Source organism: Nostoc sp. DSM 114161 (assembly GCF_052692665.1).
In genome coordinates, this window is the sequence record NZ_CP195141.1 from 7,270,591 (window position 1) to 7,283,639 (window position 13,049).

Below are 13,049 nucleotides of genomic sequence, written 5' to 3' on the forward strand. Positions count from 1 at the left end.
TAAGGAGAATCACACCAATGGGCGCCGAAATTTTGAATGCAGCTCTATTGTCCTTCGGTTTAATCTTCGTCGGCTGGGGCTTAGGCGCGTTGCTACTAAAAATACAAGGCGGAGAAGAATAGTTGACTGTTGACTGAGGAGTTAGGAGTACACGCGATTAACCCAAGTCTTGCCAAAAGTTAAGAATTATTCTCCTTGTCCACCTTGTCCCCTTGTCCCTTCATCTCTCCCACTCCCTTTTCCACCGCTATCCGAGAAAAAGCTTGTCCGCTAACCGGACAGCTATTTTCTCATAAGCCTCTTTTATTTAATTGATTTTCTGAAAAAGATGTAAATTTTTGTTTACATTAGGTTATTCTGATAACATTCTTTTCATAAAACATTAAGATATATTACAACCCTCATGACATTATTAATCGTCGGTGCCACTGGCACCTTAGGAAGACAAGTGGCTCGTCGTGCTATCGATGAGGGATATAAAGTACGCTGTCTAGTCCGCAGCAGTAAAAAAGCAGCTTTTCTTAAAGAATGGGGTGCAGAACTTGTATCGGGAAGTTTCCGTTACCCGGATACCCTAGCAGCAGCCTTAGAAGGAGTAACCCAAGTCATTGATGCCTCAACATCTCGCCCTACAGATTCACTAAGCATCAAACAAGTGGACTGGGACGGTAAAGTAGCATTAATTCAAGCTGCAAAGGCAGCGGGTGTAGAGCGTTTTATTTTCTTTTCGATTTTAGATGCCGATAAATACCCAGAAGTGCCGCTAATGGAAATTAAGCGGTGTACAGAACTCTTCTTGGCTGAGTCTGGTTTGAATTACACCATCTTGCGGCTAGCTGGCTTTATGCAAGGGTTAATCGGTCAATATGGGATTCCCATTTTGGAAGGACAACCAGTTTGGGTAACTGGTGAATCTTCTCCCATCGCCTACATGGATACCCAGGACGTTGCGAAATTTGCTATCCGCGCCTTGAGTGTGCCAGAAACAGAAAACCAAGCTTTTCCCGTAGTAGGTACTCGTGCATGGAGCGCAGAAGAAATCATTAGCTTGTGCGAACGCCTATCTGGAAAAGAAGCCAGGGTAACACGGATGCCCATAAATTTACTGCGTGCTGTGCGCGGTTTTCTGCGCTTCTTTCAGTGGGGATGGAACGTCGCAGACAGGCTGGCATTTACAGAAGTCTTGGCTAGTGGTAAACAGTTAAATGCTCCAATGGATGAAGTCTACAGAGTATTTGGCTTAGATCGAGAACAAACCACAACTCTAGAAAGTTATCTGCAAGAGTACTTCAGCAGAATTATGAAGAAGCTTAAAGAGTTAGACTACGAAAAAAATAAGACTAAAAAGCAGAAATCTAAAAAAACTCCTTTTAAACAATCTTCAAAAGCCAATAGCCAATAGCCATTAAGCTCCGGAATGTAGAAATTTAACCGCGAACTATCCAGCGCTGACCGCTTGTGGTAGAGCGCAGTCTTTTCCCGGATTTAGCTAAATTAATGACTACATGGTCAAAAATGTGTAACGATTACATAATACAGAGCATTGCCTAAACTTGGATATTTGAGTGTGCCGAAAGCAGGCATTATCTACAACGACGTTAAACCGATAGCGGGTCGTGTCGCTATCGAGTTAAAAGACAAGCTAACCGCAGCCGGTTGGGATGTGTGTGTCACATCGAGCATCGGTGGCATATTGGGCTACTCTAACCCTGAGAGTCCTGTATGCCATACCCCCTTAGACGGTCTAACCCCGCCTGGTTTTGACTCAGATATGAAATTTGCGGTGGTGTTAGGAGGAGATGGCACTGTTTTAGCAGCATCTCGCCAAGTAGCGCCCTGTGGTATTCCACTGTTAACAGTGAATACCGGTCATATGGGATTTTTGACGGAAACTTTCCTCAATCAATTACCCCAAGCACTAGAGCAGGCGATGGCGGGTGAGTATGAAATTGAAGAACGAGCCATGCTCAGCGTCAAAGTGTTTCGCTCGGATTCAGTACTGTGGGAAGCTCTCTGCTTGAATGAAATGGTGCTGCATCGCGAACCGTTAACCTCTATGTGCCATTTTGAAATTGCCATCGGGCGTCACGCGCCAGTAGATATTGCAGCCGATGGTGTGATTGTTTCTACGCCAACTGGTTCCACAGCTTACTCATTAAGTGCTGGCGGGCCAGTGGTGACTCCTGGCGTACCTGCCCTACAGTTAGTGCCCATTTGTCCACATTCCCTAGCTTCTAGAGCATTGGTATTTCCAGACACAGAATCGGTCAATATTTACCCAGTCAATATTCCTCGGCTGGTGATGGTGGTAGATGGGAATGGGGGGTGCTACGTACTACCAGAGGATCGAGTATATATAGAGCGATCGCAATATAGTGTCCGATTTATTCGCCTCCAACCACCAGAGTTTTTCCGAATTTTGCGAGAAAAATTAGGTTGGGGTTTGCCACATATCGCCAAACCAACTTCTGTAGAATTACCATAATCATGGGACATAGGGCATAGGGCATAGAGGAGATGGGGAGATAAGGGGATAGGGAGATGGGGGAAAGAACAATTACTTTTTCCCTCCAAAACCCTACCTCCCCACCTCCCTACCTCCCCATCTCCTCTATGCCCCATGCGCCATGCCCCTATCGTAAATTCTTATGACAGTTGCTCAAAGTCCGTGTGTTTTGGTGATTGAAACCGATGAAAACTTAGCAAATCAGCTTGCTTGTGATTTGCTAGAAGCAGGCTATGAATCAATTTTGGCTCATGATGCAACTAGTGGGTTGCAACACTGTCGCGATCGCCAGCCTGCTTTAATTGTTTTAGACCGGATGCTAGCAGGAGAATCAGGACTCTCATTGTGCAAAAATCTGAGAAGCATTGGTACGCGATCGCCTGTATTGATTTTAATGGCAAGGGATACAGTTGACGATCGCGTAGCTTGTCTAGAAGCTGGAGCTGATGATTACATCCTCAAGCCTTACCGTTCAGAAGACTTTTTGAAGTTAATTCGGCTCTACTTAAAACCCGATGTGGATACCACGGAGCAATTACGCTTTGGGGATTTAATTTTAGACATAGCAACTCGCCGTGCGATACACAACGGACGAACAATTGACTTGACAATGAAGGAATTTGAACTTTTAAAATTCTTAATGGAACATCCCCGCGAGGTGTTAACCCGCGAACAAATTCTCGAAAATGTTTGGGGTTACGACTTTCTGGGTGAATCGAATGTAATTGAAGTCTACATTCGCTACTTGCGCCTCAAAATTGAAGATGAAGGTCAAAAGCGGCTCATACAAACGGTGCGAGGCGTCGGCTACGTTTTAAGAGAATCGTAGTACTTACTTTTATGAGTGCTAATTCATGAGTCTGTACAGATGTTTCATCAAAACTCTCTAAAATATGCCCTAATAAAATCCAAATTGCTATAAATTCTGTAAAATTGAAATCTAAATTACAGAATCAAAAAACTATATGACTCGTTGGCTAAGCTTGCTCTCGATGTTGCTAGGTATTTTGCTGATGGGTTGTTCTGCGCCAACAACAGCTATACCTTCTACCCCCACATCTGGTTCTCCAACTCCAGCACCAGAGAGTTTAGGTCAAAAACTACCAATTTCTGCTAAAGCCACTGTTCCTAATGGCACAACTATTCAGCTAGAGGTGGCAAAGACGCCACAACAGCAAGCGATGGGCTTGATGTATCGACCAGCTTTGCCAGATGACCGAGGAATGCTATTTCCCTTCCCTTCAGCACAACCAGTCAGCTTTTGGATGAAGAATGTACCCGTGTCATTGGATATGGTATTTTTACATAAAGGTGTAGTTAAATATATACAGACTTCTGCACCTCCTTGTGCTAACGAGCCTTGCCCCACCTATGGCCCGAATACACTAATCGACAAAGTAATTGAACTTCGGTCTGGACGAGCTGCGGAATTAAATTTAAAAGTTGGCGATGTTATCAAAATTCAGTTTTGAGGCTCTGGCGCTTTCTTTTGAGCTAAAACTATCAAAATCTATGTTTTTTTTGTAAAAAATGTCACTTTATATGGTAAAACAGTCAGTTGTGAGGCTACTATTTAAAAACTGTGGTAATAATGTAAAATCCTACCGTCTTTAAGCTGAAATCGCAATTTTCAGGTTTGGTCGCAAAAATATTCCCTTAGGCGTAAGTGTAAATAGTCGTCAATAGGGGACTATAGGCTATGGAATCTTTGTTACTACATGTGTAATTAACTTAAAGCACACAGTAGACAAGATGGAGTCAATTTAACTAAGCAAAAATACTGCTTGAAATTCAAGCAGATGATTTGTAGAAAAACTTTTATTTTCCAGACCCTCTATGAGAAGCCTGTTTTAAGGTAGAGCAAGAAAATTGGGTCTAGATACATTGTCGATAGCGGCACAGTGACAGATCAAATATTGGCTACTAGCTAGCAAGTAATGGTGAACTCATATATGACAATACACTCTGCACAAGGAGGTGAGATACAAATGTCACCATCGAAATATTCTCGACTTATTCATTTTTTGCAAGAAGATTTGGCAATTTCTACAGCTTCACTAGCGGTGGCGCTTCGTCATCGAGAGCAAGACCCAGGCCCTTTGCCAATGATTCTTTGGCAGTATGGGTTGATTACTCTAGAACAACTAGAGCAAATTTATGATTGGCTAGAGACTGCATAATTAGGAAATTTAAAATTCAAAAGGAGGAAAGGCGATCGTGTTAACTTGCTGCTTATTAAATGGATGTCAATTAAAGTCAGGGTAGTTTATGAATAGCTTATTCAAAAGAATTGAGGCATATCATATCCACTCTAACTTATGCAAAGGTTAATATATGGAGAAATTGTCTCTAGCGGTTTTTACTCATTTGCATACAAATCAAAAGAGCGAGCTGATGATTCTACTCGCTCTTTTGATTTGTTATTAGTTATTAGTCATTAGTCATTAGTCATTAGTGATTTATTTAGACTGATGCCCAATACCTAATAATTATTCCGTAAACACTTTAGCTGCTGCTGCTACACCAGATCCTGGGGTGAAGTCTTCGTAACCAAGTTCTCTTAAGGTAACTTCTAAGGATGCTACACAGCTGAGGATATCGCGATCGCTCACAAAACCCAAGTGACCAATACGGAAAATTTTATTGCTCAGATGGTCTTGGCCGCCTGCTAAAGCAATATCAAAGCGCTTTTTCATAAAAGACCGAATCTTATCCGATTCAATTCCTTGTGGCGCTACAGCTGTAATTGCCGGACTAGCGTAACTATCTGCTGCAAATAAGGGCAAGTTCAGTCCTTTGATGGCGGCGCGGGTAGCATTTTTCAGGCGTTCGTGTCTACCAAATATTGACTCTAAACCTTCTTCTTTCATGATTCGTAACGTCGCGTGCAGCGCTACAATCATGTTCACAGGAGGAGTAAATGGGGTTGTATTTTTGGCTGCGGATTTCCGATATTTGCCTAAATCCAAATAATACTTCGGTAATTTCGCGGTTTTGTAAGCTTCCCAAGCTTTAGGGCTAACAGAGACAAAACCCAATCCTGGTGGAATCATATAACCTTTTTGGGAACCAGAGGCGACTATATCCAAGCCCCAAGCATCTACAGGTAAATTGAACGCACCCAAGCTAGTTACAGCATCAACGATAATTAAAGCTTCACCGTGTTCTTTGACATGGCGGTTGATGGTTTCTAAGTCATTTAGCACACCGGTTGAGGTTTCGCTGTGGGTAATGATGACAGCCTTGATTTCCTTTTGAGTATCTGCTTGGAGTTTTTGGGCAAAAACTTCTGGATCTAAAGGTTTTCCCCATTCAACCTTCACTTCTTCTACATTTAAACCGTAGGCTTGACCGATTTCTACCCAACGTTCGCCAAATTTACCATTAGAGCCAACTAAAATGCGATCGCCTGGAGAAAGAAAATTAATTATACCGGCTTCTACTGCACCCGTACCGCTGACATTCAGCATCAGCACATCGCTTTGAGTTTGGTGCAGCCACTTGAGGTTTTCCGTCACCTCTGCCAAGATGTTGCTAAATTCACTTGTGCGGTGTCCAATCGGATGCTTGGCTAATGCAAGTAAGGCAGCTTCTGGCACTGGGGTAGGGCCAGGAATCATCAGCATCAGCTTATCGTTCATGTGTCTATCCTAAAGTCAAATAAAAGTCAAAATTGAGGGAAGTTAGTTAAGCCTGGTAGCAAATTCTAGATATTTCTCTACAAAATACACTCAGTTCGTCACCAGTCTTGCTGTGTATTTTCCAAGTTTATAGTCAAACTATCGTCGCAGTTAATCAAGGGTCAGCTTAACCTTTGCAATTTCTTTGCAATTTATTTATACGAGACTTTAACTCAGATAATACCTCTGTTCCAGGAAATCAATCTTACCACATACTTAGAACGTCGATTCAGTATTCAAAAATTGTCTGTACTGGTTATTGGGATTGACTGTTGACTAAAAACCCTTTGTCTCTCCACACTTCCCACACCCCCATCCTAAGTAATGATTTCCTACCGATGGTTTAAACTACATTTTTTCCATAAGTTGAGGTAGTTTATTTGCACTCGGACTGAGGCGATCGCCAATAAACGATCGGGTTTTATAATATATTCATCAATTCGTTACATTATTAATCGGTATTTTTAGCTACTCTTCACAGTGAGTCGTTTTTAACTAGTGTCAGTTGAAAAACTGTCACTCATTAGAACCTTGCTTTGATTACAGAAGAGATATTCTTAGTTAGTGCAAGGAGTGATACCATTTCACCACATGTTTGTCACAAGTTATCCCCGCAATCCTCCTTCCTAAGGGGGTATTGCAGGTTACAGATGTTGCATCAAACTAGTGAGTTGGTACAAAGTTATACGGGGAAGCGCTTGGGCGAGGAAAACTCTCAAGTGCTTTTTCGTGTATAAATAGAATATTAGAATTAACCGTACAGTAATATAAAAGTTTTTCAGCACGTATATTTAGTAAGATAAGTTAATACTATAAAACTTTATTTGATTGCCTGAAAAAACTCGCCCCCAACTGTAAACTTAGTGGGGGCTTTTTACTAGAAAATTTATATTTGTTGATATTAGTAGCGATCGCAGTAGCCTAAATTGTATCTAGATCGAGATTTTACTACCAAAGTTTTGCTTTTTCAGCTTACATGTTGTGCTTTTTGTTCTAAGCATTCTAGCGTTTATTCTTACCATATTACTCAACTACTCCTGACTCTGGTTCTGGGACTACTAAATCAGACACTAAATCCGGCAAAAATGGTTGTTGCTCGTCTTTTGATGTCTGAATATTGTCTTCAGCAGCGGGTAACCAACTGATAAACGGTAGAGGTAACAGCCTACTGAGATTAGTAATTAGCACCAACAACCAAAGCAAATCGAAGTTTGTTGCTGTGATTCCCAACCAATGAGTGATTAATGCTCCAAATGCCTGGGAAAAGCTGCCTCCTAAATTCAACACAGACATTATCAAGGCAAATAATGTTGCTTCTACGCCAAAAGGACAAAGCCTTGCTGCTAGCACCATCACTTGCATAAAGGCAATTTTTCCCATCACAGAGAGAATAAGACTATCACCCAAACTAAACCAGCGATCGTCTATACCCAACAGCCGATTAGTATGAGTTACCAATAAAATCATTGTCATCCCCAAAATTGAGGAAAGGACAGCACTCCAAGCAAAAACTACACGAAAAGGTATGCCTTTAAGAAAACGTTGAAAAATCCAAACACCAGCCAAAGAAGCAAAACTTGTCACCAAATGCACCCGTCCCAAGAATTCTGGTTCAAAGTGTAGTTCGTTGGTGGTGAAGTAGAAAAAGGCTGAGTCAGCACTTGGGGTAGCTTGCCAGATGAAGATAAATGCTGTTGGTAGCCAAATGTTTTTTTGGCTGAGGACTTGCCGTAGCTGCTCCAGTTGCTCTTTGATTGTTAAGGAGTGAGTGCGATCGCTATCTTTACCTTCTTTGCTAATAGGAGACTCAGCAATCAACCAAGCTGCTGCGGAAACAATCAGAGGAAATAAGGCGGTAATCCAAAAGAGAGTATGGGTACTAAAGTATTGCAGCAGCAGGCCGCTCAAGTATGCTGTTATCAAACCTCCGATGGCAGAACTACCCCAACACAGTGATTGTAGCGAACCTGCTTTCGCTTGCGACTCGCCTCTGGCTCGTTCCACAACCAATGAGTCAACTATGACATCGCTCATGGCAACGGAGAGAGAACTAAGAGCGATCGCGATCGCCGCTGCCCAGCTAGTATGAACTATGGTTGCCATACTCACCCAGGAAACAGTCCCCAGTATCCCCGATAAAATCAAATAAGGACGCCTACGATAGCCAAATATCGGCAAGCCATCGGAGATAAAACCAAACACTGGCTTAATCATCCAAGGTAGAAAGGCAGCTCCCAATAAGGCCGACACCTGGACTGGACTTAATAGCAATTCATCTTTAAGGAAAAAGCTGACAGCTAAACGCGATAGCCCTAAGATTCCTTGGACAAAGTAAACTGCGAGAATTGCTATCAACTCGGCATTTGGTTGATTGCCCAAAAAGATTTTTTCTGTGACTGAATCTTTTACCTTGGACAAGCCAGATGATTGAATCAGCATTTGATAAATATTTTTGAAGTTTTATCTACTTTTCTATCATATCGACTTCTCCCCATGAAGCCGATCGCTTTTTCATAAAAACCACCAGATAAATAGCAAATAAAAGGTTGAAATCATCATAAAAGACAGATAATATCTGAATGCGATGAACATTTCAGCTTTCTATTCTCTTGGAGATGCTATCAGTGGCCTGAACACTAAGTAGAAGGACTAAATTAAACCTAACTTGAGATTACCGGGTTTCGACTTCGCGGAAGTTGAGCGTAGTCGAAACTCAACCCTCGTCTTCTCAAAGGTCGAGCATTGAGCGCAGCGATGCCCTGAGCTTGCCGTTGGCGAAGCCTCTCGTAGAGAAGGGTCGAAATGCGTCTTCTAAATAATTGTGTCCACTTACTTAGTAACTCTTAACTGTTAAACTACCGTTAATAATCTAAAACAGAATATTTGTCAATGCATCCGAATGAAAAAACTGCTATCTCTACTCGTGTTATTGGTTTAATTAGTGGCACATCTGTAGATGGCATAGACGCAGCGTTGGTAGAGATTTCCGGTCAAGAATTGGATCTCAAAATCGAGCTGCTAGCTGGAGAAACATACCCGTATCCGGCTGAACTTAGAGAAAGAATATTAGCCCTTTGTGCAGGTGCGGCCATATCAATGGCAGAATTGGCTCTAATAGATGATGCGATCGCCTTTAGCTTTGCCCAAGCTGCCCAAAATATTCAAAATGGTCACCAGGCGGCTAATTTGATTGGCTCCCACGGTCAGACCGTTTATCATCGACCACCGAAAAAGGACGCAGGCACGGGAGGATATGGAGAAAAAAATCTCCGCGTCTCCGACTCGCCACTGGGCTACAGCCTGCAACTAGGGCGCGGTGCCTTAATTGCCTATCTTACAGGCATTACAACTGTGAGTAATTTTCGTGTTGCTGATATCGCTATTGGCGGTCATGGTGCGCCTCTAGTTCCTAGAGTAGATGCTTATTTACTCAGCCATCCCGAAGAAGGACGTTGTATTCAAAACATAGGTGGTATTGGTAATGTTGCCTATATTCCACCTCGGTATGGGGACTGGCTCTCAAAAATTCGCGGTTGGGATACTGGCCCTGGAAATAGTCTGTTGGATTTGGCGGTGCAGCATTTAAGCGCTGGTGCTAAAACTTACGACGAAAATGGCAATTGGGCAGCGAGTGGTACTCCTTGCTATCCATTGGTAGAGCAATGGCTCAGGCAAGAATACTTTCATCTGCCGCCGCCTAAATCCACTGGTAGAGAGTTATTCGGTGTGACATATTTGGAACAGTGTTTAAAAGATGCCCAAGCCTACCAACTCAATTCTGCTGACATATTGGCAACTCTCACAGAACTGACAGCTGCTTCAATTGCTCATAGTTACCAAACTTTTTTACCAGAAATGCCACAACGGGTAATGTTATGCGGTGGCGGTAGCCGTAATCTTTATTTGAAGCAAAGATTACAGTTATTATTAGCATCAATACCAGTCTTAACTACAGATGAAGTCGGCTTAAGTGCAGATTTTAAAGAAGCGATCGCCTTTGCAGTTTTAGCCTACTGGCGACATTTGGGTATTCCTGGCAATCTACCTACTGCCACTGGGGCACCTGGTGAAGTTCTTTTAGGAGAAATTCATCAATGCTGAGTAGTGAGTAGGGAGTGGGGAGATAGGGAGGCAGGGGAAAAGGTTAAAGGGAAAAGGGAAAAGGAATAAATTTAATCTTTCCCCTTTTCCCCGGTTGGTGAGCTTGTCGAACCATACCCCTTTCCCTTTCCCAATGCCTAATGCCCCACTCAGCACTGCTATAACTGTAGTCTTGGCGACACTCGATCGAGACAGGAAATATAGAAGGTGGCTCATACTTTTTTATTGGAAGCAGGACGCTGGACAATACAAGGGAATTGGCTAGAACGAAATGGTATGCCAATCAGTGTCAAGGGTATGACCTTGGTAGCTTGGAATCGAGATAACTGGTTTACTATGGCCACAAAGCTGATATTCCCAGGCAGCGATCGCTCGGAAATTTCTCTACAATACAAAGGACGCTTGCACGAAGGAGAGCGTCAGTATACTTTTTTACTACAACATAATATTTTGGGGCAGATTGAAGGCGAGGGTTGGATTGGTTTAGATACCATTGTGCAGCGTTACTGGGTGCTGGGCGATCGTCAACGTCGTAGTGGCTTTGAAACCCTACACAGGATTTCGGAAAATACATACTACCTAACTAGCGGGATCTTGACTGGTCATTTTTTAACTAACACAATGGAAGCTAGCCTAGAACGCCAGGTAATTTAAGGTATTAAGAAGCTATTTATAGTATTTGAAACATATTTGTAGTACGCGGGATTGTAAAAACGCAACAGCAAGAGACTTTCTTTTTCTTTGCCTGTTGCCTGCTATATAAAGTGAAAATAAAATTTCTGTAGGGTGTGTTAAGCGCATATTTCGATGTGATTTGTTACAAAAAATCCGATTAAAACGCTTAACACTCCTTCAGCACAATAGCTTGAGCCTAACTCAGTAGCAGTTTTGAGCGGTGGCTTTTGCAGCAGATCTTGTCTTTCTACTTAAGATTTACTTTATAAATGGTCTCTAAGTAACTAGTTACAAACAAAACAAATTATATTAAATAATGTAAACTGCTGATTTTCTACATGAGTCACTACAAATCTCTGAGGCTGATATTACCTGCTGCAACCAAGGGAGGCTACTTGTGAGTTAGCTATTCTCCTCTACAAAAGGAAATAGGATGAATACTCAGTATAAAAACGGACAGCTTGACAACTCCTTTAGGTTTTCCACCTCGCTTACAGTTATGAAATGATAACAGTGTAGTAGCTAGAAATGTCCAAAATTCTAGGCTTGACCTGAAAAATTTACGTTTAATTTAATTAGCATATTGTAACGTGCATAGTAAAAAAGAAATAATTTAGTTATCCTCAGGACTTTAGTATTTTTACGTAACGGTGTCGTTAGGAGATAAATATTCGTGAATCCCAGAGTATCTGTCATTATTCCTGCTTACAATACTGAGGCTTATATTGAGAAAGCAATAAAGTCAGCCTTAGAGCAAACACTCAATGATATTGAAGTGATTGTCGTCGATGATGCTTCAAGCGATAAAACTGTAGAAGTCGCTAAAAGTTTTGTTGACGAACGTCTCAAAGTGATAGTTAATCAACAAAACCTTGGGGCTGCTGCTGCGCGTAATCGCGCTCTCAGAGCAGCCCAAGGCGAATGGATTGCTGTGCTAGATTCAGATGATTGGTATGCTCTTGAAAGATTAGAAAAGCTTGTATCGTTGGCAAATGAAAAAAATGCAGATATGATTGCTGACGATATTTATTTTATCAATGACAATGAAACATCTCCTTGGAGTACATTGATTCAAGAAAGCGGAGAAAGTATAGATAAAATTTTCCAAGTTGATATCGTTTATTTTGTGGAGACTGATATTTTTGGAGAACAAGGTTTGCATCTTGGCTTAAGTAAGCCTTTATTTAAGCGAGAATTTCTACTTCAGCACGGTATCGAGTACGATGAAGATATCAGGATGGGTCAAGATTATTGGCTTGATATGAAATGCCTAATCAAAGGCGCTCGCTTTTTTCTTGAGCCAAAACCCTATTATTTTTACCGCTCACGCCCTGGCTCGCTTGTACATCAAAGCAGATTACCACGTCTAAATCAAAGCTGCAAAGCTACTAATTCTTTCATGCAACAAGAAGCTGTGAAAAAAAATACAGCTTTAATGCGTGCTTTATCTCGTAATCTTGCAATCTATAAAAAAAATCTAGCTTACTTTCAAGTTGTAGAGCCTCTCAAGCAAGGTAAATGGTTAACAGCATTGACACAGATGGTCAAAAATCCTGATTTTTTTTCTCATTTTATTTCGCGGCTTAATAATATAATTGGACGCAGAATTCAATATTATATGACCGGAGATAAATCGGCTTTTCACATGTCCTATAACATAGATAAAAAACGAAAGATTACTAATTAATCCTTTGGTAAAACTAAATTAGTTATGATAAAAATATCCCTGGCTTTTCAAATAAGTCGGGGATATATATTTTTAAATTTTGATAAATCATACCATTTTAAATTTAAGATTTTAAATTTGGTGAAAAGTCTGTAGCCTACTTTACCAAGGTGCATTGGTTTCTTTTAGTCAAAACTAGACGCAAAGGCAAGGCAGCGCAAAAGAAGTTTCCCTTATGAGCCACTGCCCTGCACAGAAGATGGCGAAAGTAAGGACTTTTGCAAGAAATCTAATGAATAAAGCTCTCAGCCATCAGAATTAGGCAAAAGTTAAACGAGTGGTTAGACAATCTGGTCTTTAGGTTTCCCCAAAAGTTTGAATATCTGTTGATTTACGGTTGCCATATCCCCGTTCTTTAAGC

At 41.5% G+C, this 13,049-nt stretch carries 11 protein-coding genes; 9 read left to right on the plus strand and 2 right to left on the minus strand.

Going from position 1 to position 13,049, the window contains the following annotated elements:
- Positions 1-17: 17 nt before the first annotated feature.
- The 6 genes from petM (at position 18) to NSTC745_RS30255 (ending at position 4,686) form a co-directional block, all read left to right on the plus strand.
- Positions 18-122, plus strand: coding sequence for a cytochrome b6-f complex subunit PetM (gene petM / locus NSTC745_RS30230; RefSeq protein WP_096537968.1), 105 nt, complete (start codon positions 18-20; stop codon positions 120-122).
- A 281-nt stretch (positions 123-403) separates the two neighbouring features.
- Complete coding sequence (locus NSTC745_RS30235) at positions 404-1,402, plus strand: SDR family oxidoreductase (RefSeq protein ID WP_096537969.1); 999 nt, start codon at positions 404-406, stop codon at positions 1,400-1,402.
- A gap of 165 nt (positions 1,403-1,567) precedes the next feature.
- Positions 1,568-2,485 carry an NAD(+) kinase gene (locus NSTC745_RS30240; RefSeq protein ID WP_445634306.1) on the plus strand — a complete coding sequence of 306 codons (918 nt, stop codon included), beginning with the start codon at positions 1,568-1,570 and terminating at the stop codon, positions 2,483-2,485.
- A gap of 163 nt (positions 2,486-2,648) precedes the next feature.
- The gene (nblR, locus tag NSTC745_RS30245) at positions 2,649-3,335 is read left to right on the plus strand and encodes a response regulator transcription factor NblR (protein ID WP_096537971.1); all 687 of its coding nucleotides are present in this window, start codon (positions 2,649-2,651) and stop codon (positions 3,333-3,335) included.
- Positions 3,336-3,471: 136 nt separating this feature from the next.
- Complete coding sequence (locus tag NSTC745_RS30250) at positions 3,472-3,978, plus strand: DUF192 domain-containing protein (protein ID WP_445634307.1); 507 nt, start codon at positions 3,472-3,474, stop codon at positions 3,976-3,978.
- Positions 3,979-4,458: 480 nt separating this feature from the next.
- A complete protein-coding gene (locus tag NSTC745_RS30255; RefSeq protein ID WP_073640658.1) occupies positions 4,459-4,686 on the plus strand; it encodes a DUF2949 domain-containing protein in 228 nt (75 codons plus the stop codon).
- 309 nt (positions 4,687-4,995) lie between these two features.
- Here NSTC745_RS30255 and NSTC745_RS30260 read toward each other — a convergent pair whose 3' ends face one another.
- Together NSTC745_RS30260 and NSTC745_RS30265 are read right to left on the minus strand one after the other, a co-directional pair.
- Positions 4,996-6,147 carry a pyridoxal-phosphate-dependent aminotransferase family protein gene (locus NSTC745_RS30260; protein WP_445634308.1) on the minus strand — a complete coding sequence of 384 codons (1,152 nt, stop codon included), beginning with the start codon at positions 6,145-6,147 and terminating at the stop codon, positions 4,996-4,998.
- Positions 6,148-7,209: 1,062 nt separating this feature from the next.
- Entirely contained in the window at positions 7,210-8,625 is a 1,416-nt protein-coding gene (locus tag NSTC745_RS30265) for a folate/biopterin family MFS transporter (protein WP_445634309.1), read from the minus strand.
- Between the two features lie 450 nt (positions 8,626-9,075).
- Between NSTC745_RS30265 and NSTC745_RS30270 the strand changes: the two genes are divergently transcribed.
- From NSTC745_RS30270 to NSTC745_RS30280, 3 genes are all read left to right on the plus strand, one after another.
- Positions 9,076-10,287 (plus strand): anhydro-N-acetylmuramic acid kinase, encoded by a 1,212-nt coding sequence (locus NSTC745_RS30270; protein WP_445634310.1) that lies wholly within the window; start codon positions 9,076-9,078, stop codon positions 10,285-10,287.
- A gap of 207 nt (positions 10,288-10,494) precedes the next feature.
- Positions 10,495-10,941 carry a hypothetical protein gene (locus NSTC745_RS30275; protein WP_445634311.1) on the plus strand — a complete coding sequence of 149 codons (447 nt, stop codon included), beginning with the start codon at positions 10,495-10,497 and terminating at the stop codon, positions 10,939-10,941.
- A 694-nt stretch (positions 10,942-11,635) separates the two neighbouring features.
- Positions 11,636-12,649 carry a glycosyltransferase family 2 protein gene (locus tag NSTC745_RS30280; protein WP_445634312.1) on the plus strand — a complete coding sequence of 338 codons (1,014 nt, stop codon included), beginning with the start codon at positions 11,636-11,638 and terminating at the stop codon, positions 12,647-12,649.
- The last annotated feature ends 400 nt before the right edge of the window (positions 12,650-13,049 follow it).